We start from the raw sequence: 15,732 nt of genomic DNA on the forward strand, positions 1-15,732 counted from the left end.
CTACTTGAACCGCTAACTTTTTTCTTAACGATCAATCAATGCTTACGGGTTTCAACCTGAGTTTGATCCTTGCTTTTAATTCTCTGGGGTCAAAAGGCTTTACGATATAATCATCTACACCCAGGCCCATTGCTGTGAGCTTATCCTCTATACTGGTTTTGGCGGACAATATTATAATAGGAATCTTTTTTGTGGATTCGTGTTTCTTAAGCTCCTCGCATACCTTATATCCATCCATGTCGGGCATCATAATGTCAAGGATAAGCATATCAGGCGATTCTGCGAATACCATCCCAAGAGCTTCCTTTCCATTCACGGCTTCCAAAATCTCGAATTGTTCGGGGTCGAACGAATCCCTGATAATGGTTATTACATTCTTGTCATCATCAGCGACCAGTAATTTCATCGTTTTGATATTCTTTATATTTTGACCTTTTTCTTCTTTCAAAAACCAGATTTTCGCAGTCCCTATCTCTTCGAAATCTACCAGGTTTTTTTCTTTAAGCATCTCAAGGTATTTCAGGGCTGTCACTTTGCTCATATTGACCTTGGCAACTACCTCGCTGGTTGTCAGTTTTCCTTTTTTAATTGCAGTAAGCAATTCCTTTTCACGCCAGTGCATATAGAGCTCATTTAAATTTGAATGAACTATATATTCATTTTTACTATTTCAATTTTTGGATAAGGAGATTTATATTTATAAAAAGTTAAAGTCGAATCCCGAAATGTTTCTCATTCTGGGATTTTACTTTCGATTTTTTCGGCGAGACCTGTGATGTGGTCGATATTTTCCGCCTTCTCAATTTTATATTTGCCGCTTATCGCTGCAAAAAATGTGTTTTTTAAAAAAAGTATATTATAGGTGATCCCGTCACTTTGGTTTTTCTTGAACATGATGGAGTCATCACCCAACATTTTTCCCTTTAAAGGTCTTCCATAGTTATTCTTCTTGAAATAATTCACGTCTGCTTTGTAGGCCAGAGCCGCCCCGTTTCTTTCCTGGTATGTCGTAATTACCTGGACTATCACATCTTTCTTATCCCGCAAAAGAGCGCTAAAACACCCTTCAAGGAACTTCCATTCTCTCAGTTCATCAGTAGTCGCATAATTAAAACACAATTCAGGCTCCGTCGCGAGAGTGCATACGTTCTCATAGACCGTTTCCAGCCCTTCTCCCGCTTCGGCCTCTGTAAGTGCTATATCAATAGAACGTTTTGCCATTTTTTTACCAATAAAAGCGTAAGTTAGATATGAAAGTATCGACACCTTAATCGATAGAATAAAATAGATAGAATAACTTATTAATATCCTGTATTATTAGGTAACGAGGAGGCTTAAAATGTTTAAGGCGGTAATAGGCGCAGAAAAATTAAAGGATGCGATTGAATCGATATCAACACTTGTAGATGAAGCTAAATTCAGACTCAACCCGGACGGGATATCAGTAAGGGCCGTTGACCCTGCGAACGTTGCCATGGTAAGTCTTGATATTGCAAAAGATGCCTTTGACTCTTTTGAAGCTACGGAAGGGGAGCTCGGTATCGACCTGACAAAATTGAACGGTATAATGGAGATGGCAGAAAAGGGTGACAATATCGAACTTGAGCTGGATGAGACGGCTCATAAACTCATCCTTCGCATGCGCGGGCTTTCCTATACAATGTCACTGCTTGATCCTTCTTCTATCAGGAAGGAGCCAAAGGTGCCAGCTCTTGATCTCCCCGGCCGCATCGTGATCAGAGGGGAAGACCTGAAACGGGCGGTAAAAGCTGCTGAGAAAGTTAGCGATTATATGTCCATGGGGATAATGGGTGATACCTTTTTCATGGAAGCAGATGGGGATACAGATAACGTTCGTCTTGAGATGACAAAAGACCAGTTAATAGAAATTAAACCAGGAGATGCAAAATCCTTATTCTCACTTGATTATCTCTCTGATATGAGCAAGATACTTGGTAAAGCCAGCGAGATCACTATTGACATAGGAAAGGATTACCCTCTTAAGATCAGATTCAAGATCGCAGAAGGTCATGGTGACGTCAGTTATATGCTCGCTCCGAGGGTTGAATCTGAGTAGGCATGGATGTTTTTGATTTTGCAAATTTTCCTTTTATTAATGGCGCTCTAAAATATGTAGAAAACCTGGATTTCAAACTCGATGAGCTTTTTTCAGACAGGGCCTTCGAGCAAATAAGGGAGCGGGGGAAAGGTCGCGTGCTTGAATCTATCGGAGATGGCATACTCAAACCTCTGTGCACCGATCGGATAAGTGCGGAAAAAGAACTATTATCTTATCCTGTTGCCAGGATACTCGTTTCTTGCATCAATGACGCGTATCTTATTCGGAGATATGCGCTTGCAGAAGCGAAATCTTCGTATGGGCAGGTAAAGAAACTGCCACATGCATCCCTTAAAGAGTTTGCCCTGGATTTCGATATCGATGCTGGGATCGATGAGAGAGGATACCTGGTGTATTTTACCCACTATATCAGGTATGCCAGTTCCATTCACGAACATGAATGGAAGCTGATAAACAGGAAAATGAATCGAGGGTGGGTACATCTCACGAAGGAAGAGCTCTCGAGGATTCTGGAAGAAGCCATAAAAAAAAGGATAGAATCAAGCCTGCCGCTCGATGTTCCACCAGGGATTTGTGCGGCTCTTGAGATTTACCTCGCTGATATCCGCAATAACCTTAGCGTGCGCAAATCAGAGTTCAGCATAGAAGAATTTAAAGAGATAATGCCCGACTGCTTTCCTCCATGCATTATGCATGCCCTGTCAAATGTGAAGGCAGGAATGAACCTGGCTCATTCGATGCGTTTTGCGCTCACCTCTTTTCTGCTGAACGTGGGAATGAACACCGAAGGCATCATGGAAATGTTCAAAGTCTCACCCGATTTTGATGAGGAACGCACAAGGTACCAGGTGATGCATATCCACGGAGCCACCGGTACAGCTTACAAATCCCCGTCGTGTGCGACCATGACAACATACGGGAATTGTTTTGGCAGGGAGCCGCTGTGCGATCGGATCTCGCATCCGCTTTCCTATTACCGGAGAAAAGCGTGGATCCTGAAAAAAAAAGCTGACAATTCAAGAAAAAATAATGATAAGGATTAAATCAAGCAACAACCCTGTTTTTTCTTCGTTTCTCAATATCCCTGGTTCCATGCTTGAAAGGATGTTTCCGGTGGATATTCCCGGACGATCATGAAACAAGTGATTTTCACAAAACATATATCCAGATGAATATCTATATAGGCCCAAGAATGTTCAAGAGTTTTAATTTCTGGAAGCAGCGAGCTTTAAAAAAAGTGTTGTCGGAGGACAAAAAGCTCTATATATACACAAAAAATAATCCTGATTCGGATGCGCTTGCAAGTTCACTCGCCTTTAAGCAGATTGCAGAGCATTACAACACAGATGCCAGTATATATTATACAGGCGCGATCCAGAACAAGACTCTCATCAATATTCTTGGCGATGATGTTATAAATATACCGGGATTATCCAAACCCCAGAACACGATAGCTTTTGTTGATCTAATACCTCTTGAGATTGCAAGTGAAGGATTGAATCCTGATATCGTTATTGGGCATTCACTGGGCAACACCGAAGGGATACGTTCTACATATCGGGATATCAGGTCCACCGAGACAACATCAAGCATTCTAATAGAGTATCTGAAAAAACTGGGGATGCAGATAGATAAAAGGGTGGCAACTCTCCTTCTCTTTGCGATCAGGGACAAAACCAAGACATTGATAACGAATTTTACAAAGGAAGATCTCGAAGCTTACTGGTATATTCATAATTATGCGGATATGGAGTTGCTAAACAGTCTCGAACGCCCCTCGGCAAAATTCGAAACGTTCGAGGACCTTTCCCGCGCAATAGGCAACAAAATAATAAAAGGTGCTTCGCTTTTCACGACGGTTGGTTATGTGAAAGACCCGGCTACCATCCCGAAGGTCTGCAAATACATGCTGGATATTGAAGGAGTATCTACAGCTCTCGTACTGGCCATAAACGCTACAAAAGCCTACATCTATGCTGAATCCAAAAATATGGAATTCAATATGAAAAGCATTCTTAAGAAAGCATTCGGGGATTGGGGTGAAGTTGCAGGTGGATCGTTCCATGCAAGCACTTCGATACCGCTTGGCGTGTTCGGTGTAGTAACAAGCGATGAAAAAGCAAAACAACTCCTTTTAAGATCCATCAGCGATTCCATATCCACGCGATATTTCTATATTTTGGAGGCTGAGTAGGTTCTCCCATGAGAGCAGCTGATACATACCCCATCTCTTGTAACACAATTAGAACATACGAGTCTTCCGCAAAGCATGCATGTATGCATCTTCGCCGTCCGCCCGCAGATGCTGCAAACTCCCATTACCTCCATTTACCCCTCCGAGGAAAAAATTTAAGAGGCTTGGTAAGGAACGAAGTATTCCTCAATTACCCATGACTCAAGCTCTTCCGAATCCTTTTTTTTCCCCTCGCTTAGCAAAACCGGCCGTTTTTGTTCGATTTCAGATATTTTCTTATTCATATATATCTAGGCATCCTTTCAGGATGACAGTCTCCTATAAACAGGAGTCTCTATAAGAACATAAACTTATCGATTTACAGATGAACATCATCCACCTGTCACTACTCTGAGTATTTCTACGCTATCGGGCGTCACTCTCTCATCAAGAGGTACTGGATCACCTTTTCGGAATACAATAACCAGTTCAGGGTTTATCTGAAGGGACAAGAGCATTTCTTCATAAGTGGTATCTCCATGAACTTCCAGGGTTCTTTCCTTGACACCACCTGATAGGATTTTTACATCTACCTTCAAGGGGTTTCCTCTAATTCCTCCAACTCTCCCTCAGTTTTTGTTAACTCCCCAAGATGCTCTCCATTCAATTTATCTTCAAGAATTTGCTGCTTCTTTTTACCTTTCCGCTCCAGTTCCCGCTTTTTAAGTTTTGACATGGTTTTCCTCGCTTCTCTTTGATTTTCCAGATTTAATTATTTATTGAAGCTCTAATTTGAAAATTTAATTGTTTATTAAAATATTAAACCGAAACCAAGGCTCGTTGTCCATCTTAATTTGGCTTCCTCTATTTATTAAGGTATGGGTTGAGGAATTAAAGTGTTTTATAAAAAAAGAGAGATGATGCTACAGAGTTCAGCTTTCATCCGCGTATGCTCAAATCTTGTAATGTTGTCGAACAGGAAAGCCAGAAAATCTATATGCCGCCCCCTCCGGGAAAAAACATATGAAAGGTCTGAATGGAATAGACCATACTGCTGAACCTTTATTCTTTCCACCGTCTATTTGATAAGTTTGTACTTCCTGCTCCCGCATCCTATTTTTTCTGCGGCCTCGATATGTATCCAGGGATCCACGCCCCACACGGTATTTATCGATTGACCATTTTTCTCCATCCTTTGGTTAATAAGATCGATCGTTGCGGAATCCAATGCCACAGGATCTTTTCCGGCAAGTATCCCTATATCTTCAACGAACCGCTCACCTGAAAAATTAAAGCAATCACATCCAGGAGTGATGTCGTAAACCCAGTTAATATACCCGATCCTGCCTTTAAGGGCTTTAATAGGGCCAAATGCGGCTTCGCCCAATCTTTTCTGCATCTTTTCGCCGGCATCCGGGGGCGGAATGATCGCTTCCTGCTGGCAGGCTTCGGCGCATGACAACTCACCGCAACATTTTGACTGGTCAATCTCAGGAGGCGTTATGGCACCCCAGGGGCATACCTCCACGCAGTCGCCACACTGGATGCATTTTTCAGGGTCGATCGAAGGTTTTCCCACCTCATGTACCCTTATCTTTCCAGCTCGGTCAAGGCATCCCATGCCAAGATGTTTCATTGCCCCGCCGAATCCGGAAGCCGGGTGTCCCTTTCCATGCGATATCACGATCATTGAATCCGCCTCCGCTATAGCCCCGGCAATGGTGATGCTGTCAAGCGCATCCCCATCGATCTGTATCTTTTTCCCATCCCCGCCTCTTAACCCATCGGCGACAATAATGGGCGCGTTCATACTGGCATGGGTAAAACCGTTCATGGCAGCGCCCTTTATCAAGTCTGCAGCATTTAGCTTCATGCCCCTGTACAGCGTTGTTGTGTCTGTAACAAAAGGTATCCCGCCGGCCTCAATGACAAGGTCGACCACGGTTCTTACAACTACAGGTCTCACGTGGGTGGTGTTACCATACTCCCCGGGATGTATTTTTATTGCAACGATATCCCCCTTTTTCACAGGGGAAATACGAGAGAATATTTTTTTAACCTGTTCTGGCTGATTATCTTCTGGCTTTGTTACCTTAGCATCCTTGAATATTATTTCATTCAAAAACCATCACTCCTTCTCCTATTTGATGTCAATATCTTAAAGGATTGCATCTTATTTGAATCACAATATTTATATAACCAATAGTCAATGTAGATATGTAAAAAACGGGTGTTTCTTTAATGGGGAGAATGTTAGAAACTTCACAGGAAAGAGTAAAATTATTAAAGGCTGGTATCTCGGGAAAAACAATAGAAAAACTGTATTTATTATATAACGATATCAAACTTGTCAACAGGCACCTACTTCTGGAGGCTTTCTGAGATCAATGGCAGTGGAAATCATGTCAAATTTTCCAGATCATGATCGGGATACGTGAGTTTTCGATAGGATTAAAGGAATTTCAAAAGACAACTATCAAGAATGGCTTTTTCTCCCAAATCTACGGATTGAACGAACCTGACTTAATAAAATTTATATGTGCAAACTGCATTAGCAGACAAGCCTATGAGCGTTAATGTAAATCGTTATAAATGCGGATATTGCGGCGCCTGCGTGGGGGTGTGCCCGGTGGGTGCGCTTGAGCTGGTGGAGACGTGGATTGAAGTGGATAATACCTGCACCAGCTGCGGGGTATGTGCAAAGATATGTCCAGTGGGTGCCCTGTCGGTGGTCAAATGAAGAATAAGTACGATATTATTGTCGTGGGGGCAGGGCCGGCGGGATCGATAACAGCAAAAACCTGCGCAGAGGGAGGACTTGATGTCCTGCTCATTGAAAAAAGGCAGGAGATAGGGGATCCCGTCAGGTGTGCGGAAGGCGTGGGCAAGGATGCTCTGAAGAAACATATCGAACCCGATAAAAGATGGATAGCTGCCGAGGTGAAGGGCTCAAGGATAATATCTCCCGACGGAACGCAGATACTCATGTCAGGGGATGCTGCAATGAAAGATGTGGGTTATACACTTGAAAGAAAAGTTTTCGACCGTGTCCTTGCCCAGAAAGCTGCCATGGCAGGTGTTGAGGTCATGGTGAAGACGAGGGCAACAGGATTGTTAAGGAACAATGGGAATGTTTCTGGCATAAAAGCCATGTACATGGGTGAAACGCGTGAGATAACGGCCAGTATAGTAATAGGTGCGGACGGCGTTGAATCCAAAGTCGGGCGGTGGGGCGGGATAGATACTTCATTGAGACCTGTGGATATTGAGACATGCGCGCAATTTCTTGTCTCGAACCTGGACCCGGGTGAGTACAGTGAGTTCTATTTAGGGGAAAGATATTCTCCATCGGGTTATGTCTGGGTATTCCCCAAAGGCGGATATACCGCGAATGTTGGCATCGGGATACTTGGAAGCAAATCAGGAAGTATCAGGGCTATTTCGCATCTCCAGAAATTCATAGATACTTTCATACCGCATGGAAAAATAGTTGAAATGGTCGTGGGCGGCGTTCCTGTCAGCGGTCCGATAAAACAGACAGTTGCAAACGGTCTTATCCTTGTTGGCGATGCCGCAAGACAGTCCGACCCCCTGACGGGCGGCGGGATCATCAATGCAATGGATGCAGGAAAGATGGCGGGTGAAGTCTGCATCAAAGCAAGGGAAAAGGGAGATTATTCTGTCAAGACATTAAAAGAATACGAAGATAGATGGCGCGCAACCATTGGAAAAGAGTTGAGTAAATCCCTGCTTGTCAAAAACATGGTGCTCAAACTCACCGATGAGCAGCTGAATCAGCTTGCGCACTCTCTTGACGGGATGGATGTGAGCACAATGGAACTATCGAAATTGCTGTATGTGCTGTTCAAAAAGAACCCAAAACTGCTCTGGGAACTCAGAACGTTATTCAATTGAAGGACCCATTGCTGTTATTGAATATTACTTCAATCTATTAAATCTGATTCAGAAGGCATTTAGGTTAAGCATGCCCAGACCCGGACTTGAACCGGGGACATCTGCGTCTTCAGCGCAGCGCTCTCCCAGGCTGAGCTATCTGGGCATAAAGGGTGCTAATTGATGACATCGTATATCTATCCTTCGGAAATCATCAATAAACATCCCTGGGATGAGGCACAAGATATGATTGAGGATAGAAAAACGTTTCGCATCCCCAAGACTTAATATAAATAAAAGCAATAAAGCCGGGAAGGTGACTGAATGGGCGATTTCCTGGAGAAACTTCAAAAAATCAGGTCAGGATTTTTATCACGCATGAGGTTTCTTTTCCTTCTGGATTTAATCTCAGTTTTTAGCATATTTTATGCAATTTTTGTAATCTTCCAGGTTGAGTATTTCCTGAATAAATCTTCTTTCTATTTACCGATTCCAGTCAAATTCGTTCCACCTATCCTGGCTTTCATTATCGCGATAATAAGCGCTTTATTGATGCATAAAAAAGACAGTAAAATCAATGTAAACCTGTTGATAGAAAATAAGTATTCTGAATTAAAAGAAAGGCTCATGACAGCGTATGATAACAGGAATGAAACAAATGTAATAGTTGATTCATTAAAAGATAATGTTTCTGATGCGCTCACAACTGTTTCATCATCCCATCTTCTCGCAAAAACCACGATAATCTCAAAAATTCTCGTAACTATCATATTCATCGCAGGTGTTGCTATGATTTCATCAAACCCAGGCACATATACCATTCCTCCTGAAACCATAGCTAATAATTTCAAAAATATAACGGGCGCTGATGGAACTGGTAACGAAACGGTAATAATTCCCGTGGGCCCCATTCAGAACCTCCAGAACGTGGGAAGCCAGGGTAGCGGAGACATCATCGGCAAGCCAAAGATTGCATCCCTTGAAGGCAAGAATATTGACCTTTCCCTTCATGCGGGCATTGGAACAGGTTTTGTGCCAAGTGTCGCAAGCCAACCACAGAACCAGTTTATAGCGTCAGCAGCTTACCCTGTGGATGTCCTGGGTTCCAATGTTTCAGATGGAGGATACAGCATCCTGATGCAAAAAACCCAAGCCGAGAAGAAATTAATCCAGGATTATGCAGTTGAAAGGAGTAAAATATGAAAGAGGTTAAACATGAGTGACGAGACATATAAAAGCTCAAAAGGCGTTTTCAAGGAACTTCTTGATGAAATCGGGAAGGTAATTGTAGGGCAGCATGAAGCTGTTGAACATATATTGATAGCTATTCTCTGCAACAGCCACGCGCTTGTGGAGAGTAACCCCGGGCTTGCAAAAACCCTTACCATAAGCACCATATCAAAAGCACTTGACCTGAAATTCAGCAGGATACAGTGCACGCCCGATCTTATGCCTTCTGACATCACAGGCACAACCATTATAGAGGATGTGGGCGGGAAGAAACAGTACCGTTTTGAAGCCGGGCCTGTTTTTGCAAACATCGTACTCGCAGATGAGATTAACAGGGCCTCGCCCAAGACGCAGAGTGCTCTCCTTGAGGCAATGCAGGAAAAACAGGTAACAATTGGCAATAAAACATATCCCCTTGATAAGCCGTTTTTTATCCTTGCAACCCAGAACCCGATTGAAATGGAGGGTACGTATCCATTGCCAGAGGCGCAGCTTGACAGGTTTTTGCTTAAAATTTTAATGGATTATCCCACGGTTGAAGATGAGAACGAAATTGTTAACAGATATACGAAAAATATCACTCCATCGGTAAGACAGGTGGTTTCGAAGAACGAGTTGCTTGAACTGCAGAAACTCACAAGGGATGTTCCCATAGCAGAGGATATCAAGAAAAGAGCCATTAACATCGTGTTTGCAACGCGGGCAAAAAGCGAGCATATCGAATACGGAGCCTCGCCGCGAGCTTCCATCGGCATTATCCTTGCTGCAAAGGCAAGGGCGCTCATGAGAGGCAGGAATTATGTGAGTACTGAAGATATTGATACAATGGCATATCCGGTTCTGCGTCACCGGGTTATCCTCACATTTGAGTCAGAACGCAAGGGCATGACCACAGACCAGGTGATTTCTGATCTTCTGAAAAATGTGAAATAAAAAATGATTGACACTTCGTTTTTCAAGGAGCTTGACCGCTTCTCATTCATGGTGCGAAAACGCGTATCCACAGCCTACAGCGGGAGCAGGCGTTCCATATTGAGAGGGAGGGGCATGGAGCCTGTGAGCTACCGCGAATACACGCAGGGAGACGATTTTAAGATAATCGACTGGAAAGTGTACGGGCGCACCGAGAAGCTCTATGTCAAGGAATTCGAAGAAGAAAAGAGCCTGACAACGCATATACTGCTTGATACAAGCAAGAGCATGGATTTTCGAAACAAGTTCGATTACGCTGCAATGCTCGCCCTGGGGTTTGCCTATCTTGTAACCAAAGATAACGAGAAGTTCGGGGTATCCACATTCGCAGAAGAGATCAATATCACAAAACCCAAGCGAGGAAGGAGATACCTCTCCCAGACAATCGACCTCCTTAACAACACGGTGCTTGTGGGAAAAACTCGGTTTGATTACTGCATGGAAAAGTACGCCGCTATTATAAAGTCAAGATCGCTTGTTTTCATCATATCCGATTTCATGACCGATATCAATGCTATCAAGAGCGCGATATTCAGGCTCGGTGACAATGAGCTTGTTTTGATCCAGGTGCTTGACCCTGTGGAGAAAAGTCTCAACCTCGGAGGCGAGGCAAAATTAATCGACCTTGAAACAGACAAAAAAATTGATATTTATACAAGTCCCCGCCTTCGCGCAGAATATGAAAAGCTGCTCGGTGACCACATCGCAGGAATAAAAGAGACCTGCCTCGCAGTCGGGGCGGATTTCCATACCGTAACCACGGATAGACCTGTATTCGACGCCATATTCGAAGTTATAAACCAGAGACAGGTAAAGAAGGTAGGAAAGAGGTAGAAAATGAGTCTTTTGGATCAGTTCGCGAATCAGGCGGGGCTCTACGCTCTTCTTTCCATAATACCCCTTATAATAATATACCTCTTAAGACCAAGGCCAAGGAAATTAAAAATACCCTCTCTCATGTTCCTTTTTGACCTTGAAAAGAAAAAGAGGCTCAATATTTTCAGGAAATTCCTCAAAGACCCCCTGTTCCTCATCCAGCTGTTCGTGCTTATTCTAGTCTCGCTTGCGGTAGCTGTGCCGTTCATTATGGCAAACGAGCAAGCCGGGGGAGGTTCAACCGTGATTATACTCGATGCCTCGGGGAGCATGCAGGCTAAAACCGCTTCAGGCAATACAAAGTTTGAAAGCGCAGTTGATGAGGCGCAAAAATTCCTCTCGGCAAAGAACACCATAATCCTTGCTGAAAGCGTGCCTTTGATGGTGATGCAGGACGCACCTTCGAGCAGCGCATCGGATGCGCTTAAAAAATTGAAGGCAAAAGCCACGAGTACCGACCTGTCAAGTGCCATTCTTCTCGGGAGAAGGGTGCTTCCAGAAGGGGGCAGGATAGTAGTGCTCTCTGATTTTACGAGCTGGATTGGCGATGACCCTTCGGTTGCGAAGGCACTTGCGCAAGCCAATGGCATCAACGTCGATTTCGTGACAATAAGCGGAAGGACTGCCAACATAGGCATTGTGAACGGCTGGTTTGAATCCGGTGGCGATTATACGATTGTAATTAAAAACTTCAATACGCAAGCACAGGATGTAAAAATTGATGTTACCACTGATAACCAGAACGTGCTTTCAAGTACGCTTAACCTGAAAGGGCAGTCAAGCCAGAACTTTGCAATAAGCAACCTGGCACCCGGAATAACGAAAATCTCACTCGGCGCAGACGATGCCCTTCCTCTGGATGACAATGCCTATGTGATAAAACCAAACTCGGTAAAACATAATCTCCTTTACATAACCGATAATACAAAATCTCCTTCAGTCGTGGCTCTCGGTCTTACCACATTCACCACAGTTAAAAAAACAGATACCAAAAACATCCCTTCAATGCCGGATTATTCGATTGTATTTGTGAGTTCTCCTTTACAATCAGATGCATTACAGAGCCTGTCCGATTATGTTAAGGGTGGGGGAAATGCAGTGATAATCGCCTCGCCGGGTTTAAAGGACACTGATCTATTGCCCGTGACACTTGGTTCCCTCTCGAACGGGACATCGCTGAATATCGTTCAGCCCACCATGATAACAGGTGGCATAGACATTGATAAAATAGACGTAAAGAAACATTTCAAGGCAAGTCTAAAACGGGGCGCAATATCCCTTGTTGAAGGAGGGGATAACTCTGTAATGCTTGCCTACTGGAAATTCGGGAAGGGCATGGTGGTATATTCCGGGCTTGCAGACCCGATGGGTGATAATATCTATGACCCGCTTAATGAGAATATATGGAACGACTTCCATTCGCATGCGGATTACCCGCTGTTCTGGAAGCAGATGCTGGAATGGATAAGCGGAAGCCTGGATGTGAGCGAATACAACGCAAATACCGGACAGTTTATCAAACTCCCTGCCATGCAGACCGTAAAAACCCCAACTGATAGTGTTACCACAGACCTTTTGCTGCTTGATGAAGTGGGGATTTATGGTCTGCCCGATAAGAATGTGGCAGTAAATCTTTACGATGAAACAGAATCAAACCTCGCGCCAGCTGGTCTTACCCCTGCTGCGAACCCGACGAGCACAAATGCAATACCGTACAATGTCCAGGTTATCAGAAAGCCGCAATACCTTGATGTTTATTTAATAATCGCAGGGATTTTCCTTGTTTTCCTTGAACTGTACTACCTGCGCTGGAGAGGTGAACTGTAATGGAGTTCCCCCAGCTTACGAATCCCCTTATGCTCTTGCTCATAAGCCCGGTGGTTCTTGCAGGATGGTATGCCATCAGGAAAGGCATTCCGAGGCTGCTTATAATCTCGCGTATTATAATCCTGAGCCTTCTCATAATCGCACTTGCCTCGCCTTTTACGCTGGGCATAAGCACGATAAGGGATGAGGCGCCCAGGATTACGCTTGTCTCAGACCAGACTTTGAGCATGGATTTATTTAACAAGGATACGGGACAGAAGCTCTTCGAAGCCATAAAATCAAAAACCCCTACCACATACAAACAGTTTGCAGGGATTAAATCTCCTATAGGGGACGAGGTTATCCAAGATGCCGAGGGGAACAATAACATAGTGCTTGTGAGCGACGGGAACAATAACTACGGCAAAGACCTGTTCGATGCAATCTCCTTTGTCTCGAAAACCGGGACAAAAGTTTTTGCTGTGAGGCAGACGCCCATACATAATGATGCGAGCGTTGAGATAGCAAGCGCCAAAAATCTTATCATCGGGAATGAAAACACTTTTAATATCGTGGTGAGGCAGGCGGGAAATGAGACTACTTACAGGCTCGATGTCCAGATAGACGGGACGCCTGTGAAAAGCGATACAATCACACAATCAGAGCGCACCCAGGTCATTCCGGTTTCTTATACATTCAATTCACTTGGATCGCACAAGGTAACCGCCACCATAACGCCGAGCGGCGAGGACTGGAATCCGCTCAACAATGTTTTCTACAGGTCGGTGTTCGTGGTTCCTAAGCCGCAGGTGCTTGCAGTGACGGATGATAAAACTTCGCCGCTTTACACAGTCGCAAGCAGCCTGTACCAGGTCACAACCTCAGGCGATGTGCCCGACGACCTTTCAGCTTACAAGGCTGTGATTATAGACAACAAGGGCGCGGCGCAGTTGAGCGCGGATTCTCTGCGAAAATACGTCGGGAGCGGCGGAGGTCTGGTTGTGGTAGGCGGGGATGCCTCTTATGATAAGGGAAATTACAATAATTCACCTGTTGAGGCAATGCTTCCAATAATATCGAGGGCTGCTGAGTACAAAGGTGGAAGGAACATTGTAATTATAATTGATTCGTCCTCAAGCACAATAGAAGGTGGTTCAGCTACTACAATTTTTGGAAATGCTATAAATATTATTAATGATAAAAAATTAGTTGATGCTAATTTAGGAGTTGTAATATTTGGTAAGAGCGTAAAAACATTTGATATGAGACATTTGATTAATCAGCAGGATAAGCAAAATTTAATTGATGATATCAAAAAACAGGTGGAGAGTGGGCTTAATATTGGAGATGAAACTGCTTTAGACACCGCGCTATTTGCTGCAAGAGATATGCTCTCTAAATTTCCTGGTCAAAATCAGATAATATTACTTTCTGATGGAGGATTACAAGAACAAGGTAGATTCGCCCAAATTCTAGATGCTGCTAAAGAAGTACATACTAGTGGTATTACAATTATAGCAGTTCATGTTGTAGGCACACCAGCATCTTGGCAATACAACATTAATAATGTAAAATATAGTAATGTAGCGTATGATGGTTTAGCGTTTATGGAAATCTTAGCAAAAGAAACTGGTGGGGATTATTATCCTATTGAAGTTCAACAAAAGGTGAATATTAATTATGAAGAACAGCCAAGTATCACTCCTACTCCTACAACTACCCCTGAAATCAGCCATCAATATCCTCTTGTTGCTATAGATACCAACCATTTCATCACGAAATACATCAACCTAACCGCCTCTGTGACAGGATACAACGATGTAACGCCAAAACTTGGTTCAGATGGGCTTGTTGCAACAATACAAGGAAAACCTATCCTCACCACATGGGGCTTCGGTCTCGGAAGGGTTGCATCGTTCACAACCGATAATGGCAATCCATCCGATAGCGACCCGTCCAGACCCTGGGCTTCGCAGGTTTACAGCGGCGAGAACTCGCGCCTCATCTCGGCGATGATTAACTGGGCAATAGGCGACCCGCGGCCTAAGGAGGGCGTGGTGATACAGGCTGAGGATATCTGGGGCGGCACGTCTGGAAAAATTGTAGTTACCTCGAAAACCCCGCCTATCGTGAAACTTGATGGGAAAACAGATATTAATCTGGCTTCTACCGGACCTTCTACATTCGAGTATTCCTTAAATTTTGATAGAGATGAAGATAGGGGATTTCACGACCTTTCAGGATACGGGATAGCTGTGAACTACCCGCTTGAGTACAGGGATGTTGGATTTAATGACCAGCTCACCTCAGTTATCAATGCAAACGGCGGGCGCGTTTATGATGAGAGTGAAGTGGAAGGTCTGCTGCTCCTTGATATAAAGGAAAAGGCAGTAAGGACTGTGCAGGAACCGATGAGCCAGAAAGAACCTTTCCTGCTTGCAGCTCTTGTATTGTTCCTGGGAGAAGTGATAGTCAGGAGGCTTAAGGATTACAGGAAGGAAAGACCCGTGATTCAAGATAATCCTCCTCGAGCCGTTGCTCCGGCGGAACAGGTGATTCAACAGGCGCCTGAATAAACTTGGCGGGACCACAATGATATGTTAATAAATTTATGCTGGGACTCTATCCCCATTCTGCAAAATCTGACTGATTTTTTGCCTGACATGCTTCTGATGCATTGTTATAACTGTAACTCTAAGGT

General features: G+C 43.9%; 15 protein-coding genes and 1 tRNA gene. 10 read left to right on the forward strand and 6 right to left on the reverse strand.

Going from position 1 to position 15,732, the window contains the following annotated elements; all coding sequences use genetic code 11:
• Nucleotides 1-31: 31 nt before the first annotated feature.
• On the reverse strand, nucleotides 32-622 hold the full coding sequence (locus O8C65_09260) for a response regulator (protein MCZ7357110.1): 591 nt from the start codon (nucleotides 620-622) through the stop codon (nucleotides 32-34).
• Between the two features lie 110 nt (nucleotides 623-732).
• Entirely contained in the window at nucleotides 733-1,221 is a 489-nt protein-coding gene (locus tag O8C65_09265; GenBank protein MCZ7357111.1) for a hypothetical protein, read from the reverse strand.
• Nucleotides 1,222-1,339: 118 nt separating this feature from the next.
• Between O8C65_09265 and O8C65_09270 the strand changes: the two genes are divergently transcribed.
• The 3 genes from O8C65_09270 (at nucleotide 1,340) to O8C65_09280 (ending at nucleotide 4,274) form a co-directional block, all read left to right on the forward strand.
• A complete protein-coding gene (locus O8C65_09270; protein MCZ7357112.1) occupies nucleotides 1,340-2,077 on the forward strand; it encodes a DNA polymerase sliding clamp in 738 nt (245 codons plus the stop codon).
• Nucleotides 2,078-2,079: 2 nt separating this feature from the next.
• Entirely contained in the window at nucleotides 2,080-3,123 is a 1,044-nt protein-coding gene (gene priL / locus O8C65_09275) for a DNA primase regulatory subunit PriL (GenBank protein MCZ7357113.1), read from the forward strand.
• Nucleotides 3,124-3,272: 149 nt separating this feature from the next.
• On the forward strand, nucleotides 3,273-4,274 hold the full coding sequence (locus tag O8C65_09280) for a hypothetical protein (GenBank protein ID MCZ7357114.1): 1,002 nt from the start codon (nucleotides 3,273-3,275) through the stop codon (nucleotides 4,272-4,274).
• Nucleotides 4,275-4,645: 371 nt separating this feature from the next.
• On the opposite strand, the gene O8C65_09285 is transcribed toward O8C65_09280, so the two are convergent.
• The 3 genes from O8C65_09285 to O8C65_09295 form a co-directional block, all read right to left on the reverse strand.
• Nucleotides 4,646-4,852, reverse strand: a complete 207-nt coding sequence (locus O8C65_09285) for a MoaD/ThiS family protein (GenBank protein ID MCZ7357115.1) — start codon at nucleotides 4,850-4,852, stop codon at nucleotides 4,646-4,648.
• Nucleotides 4,849-4,989, reverse strand: a complete 141-nt coding sequence (locus tag O8C65_09290) for a hypothetical protein (GenBank protein ID MCZ7357116.1) — start codon at nucleotides 4,987-4,989, stop codon at nucleotides 4,849-4,851. Before O8C65_09290 ends, O8C65_09285 begins: the two co-directional genes overlap by 4 nt.
• 342 nt (nucleotides 4,990-5,331) lie before the next feature.
• Entirely contained in the window at nucleotides 5,332-6,375 is a 1,044-nt protein-coding gene (locus O8C65_09295) for a DUF362 domain-containing protein (GenBank protein ID MCZ7357117.1), read from the reverse strand.
• A gap of 444 nt (nucleotides 6,376-6,819) precedes the next feature.
• Between O8C65_09295 and O8C65_09300 the strand changes: the two genes are divergently transcribed.
• Together O8C65_09300 and O8C65_09305 are read left to right on the forward strand one after the other, a co-directional pair.
• On the forward strand, nucleotides 6,820-6,993 hold the full coding sequence (locus O8C65_09300; GenBank protein MCZ7357118.1) for a 4Fe-4S binding protein: 174 nt from the start codon (nucleotides 6,820-6,822) through the stop codon (nucleotides 6,991-6,993).
• Nucleotides 6,990-8,168 carry an NAD(P)/FAD-dependent oxidoreductase gene (locus tag O8C65_09305; GenBank protein MCZ7357119.1) on the forward strand — a complete coding sequence of 393 codons (1,179 nt, stop codon included), beginning with the start codon at nucleotides 6,990-6,992 and terminating at the stop codon, nucleotides 8,166-8,168. Before O8C65_09300 ends, O8C65_09305 begins: the two co-directional genes overlap by 4 nt.
• Nucleotides 8,169-8,239: 71 nt before the next feature.
• On the opposite strand, the gene O8C65_09310 is transcribed toward O8C65_09305, so the two are convergent.
• Nucleotides 8,240-8,313, reverse strand: a tRNA-Phe gene (locus tag O8C65_09310).
• 158 nt (nucleotides 8,314-8,471) lie between these two features.
• On the opposite strand from O8C65_09310, the gene O8C65_09315 reads away from it, so the two are divergent.
• From O8C65_09315 to O8C65_09335, 5 genes are read left to right on the forward strand one after another with little or no spacing between them, the layout of a single operon-like run.
• Nucleotides 8,472-9,350 carry a hypothetical protein gene (locus O8C65_09315; GenBank protein ID MCZ7357120.1) on the forward strand — a complete coding sequence of 293 codons (879 nt, stop codon included), beginning with the start codon at nucleotides 8,472-8,474 and terminating at the stop codon, nucleotides 9,348-9,350.
• Nucleotides 9,351-9,362: 12 nt separating this feature from the next.
• Nucleotides 9,363-10,310, forward strand: a complete 948-nt coding sequence (locus O8C65_09320) for a MoxR family ATPase (protein MCZ7357121.1) — start codon at nucleotides 9,363-9,365, stop codon at nucleotides 10,308-10,310.
• A 3-nt stretch (nucleotides 10,311-10,313) separates the two neighbouring features.
• Entirely contained in the window at nucleotides 10,314-11,183 is an 870-nt protein-coding gene (locus O8C65_09325) for a DUF58 domain-containing protein (GenBank protein ID MCZ7357122.1), read from the forward strand.
• 3 nt (nucleotides 11,184-11,186) lie between these two features.
• A complete protein-coding gene (locus O8C65_09330; GenBank protein ID MCZ7357123.1) occupies nucleotides 11,187-13,052 on the forward strand; it encodes a BatA and WFA domain-containing protein in 1,866 nt (621 codons plus the stop codon).
• Nucleotides 13,052-15,607, forward strand: a complete 2,556-nt coding sequence (locus O8C65_09335) for a VWA domain-containing protein (GenBank protein MCZ7357124.1) — start codon at nucleotides 13,052-13,054, stop codon at nucleotides 15,605-15,607. The genes O8C65_09330 and O8C65_09335 overlap by 1 nt, the downstream gene beginning before the upstream one ends.
• Nucleotides 15,608-15,732 lie beyond the last annotated feature (125 nt).

This window comes from Candidatus Methanoperedens sp. (genome assembly GCA_027460535.1).
Lineage (GTDB): Archaea > Halobacteriota > Methanosarcinia > Methanosarcinales > Methanoperedenaceae > Methanoperedens.

Bases quoted from the DNA above. Each gene is read 5' to 3' on its own strand.
- O8C65_09335 (MCZ7357124.1), top strand. From the start codon at position 13,052: ATGGAGTTCCCCCAGCTTACGAATCCCCTTATGCTCTTGCTCATAAGC.
- O8C65_09300 (MCZ7357118.1), top strand. From the start codon at position 6,820: ATGAGCGTTAATGTAAATCGTTATAAATGCGGATATTGCGGCGCCTGC.
- priL (MCZ7357113.1), top strand. From the start codon at position 2,080: ATGGATGTTTTTGATTTTGCAAATTTTCCTTTTATTAATGGCGCTCTA.
- O8C65_09270 (MCZ7357112.1), top strand. From the start codon at position 1,340: ATGTTTAAGGCGGTAATAGGCGCAGAAAAATTAAAGGATGCGATTGAA.
- O8C65_09330 (MCZ7357123.1), top strand. From the start codon at position 11,187: ATGAGTCTTTTGGATCAGTTCGCGAATCAGGCGGGGCTCTACGCTCTT.
- O8C65_09290 (MCZ7357116.1), bottom strand. From the start codon at position 4,989: ATGTCAAAACTTAAAAAGCGGGAACTGGAGCGGAAAGGTAAAAAGAAG.
- O8C65_09315 (MCZ7357120.1), top strand. From the start codon at position 8,472: ATGGGCGATTTCCTGGAGAAACTTCAAAAAATCAGGTCAGGATTTTTA.
- O8C65_09280 (MCZ7357114.1), top strand. From the start codon at position 3,273: ATGTTCAAGAGTTTTAATTTCTGGAAGCAGCGAGCTTTAAAAAAAGTG.
- O8C65_09305 (MCZ7357119.1), top strand. From the start codon at position 6,990: ATGAAGAATAAGTACGATATTATTGTCGTGGGGGCAGGGCCGGCGGGA.
- O8C65_09320 (MCZ7357121.1), top strand. From the start codon at position 9,363: ATGAGTGACGAGACATATAAAAGCTCAAAAGGCGTTTTCAAGGAACTT.
- O8C65_09265 (MCZ7357111.1), bottom strand. From the start codon at position 1,221: ATGGCAAAACGTTCTATTGATATAGCACTTACAGAGGCCGAAGCGGGA.
- O8C65_09325 (MCZ7357122.1), top strand. From the start codon at position 10,314: ATGATTGACACTTCGTTTTTCAAGGAGCTTGACCGCTTCTCATTCATG.
- O8C65_09260 (MCZ7357110.1), bottom strand. From the start codon at position 622: ATGCACTGGCGTGAAAAGGAATTGCTTACTGCAATTAAAAAAGGAAAA.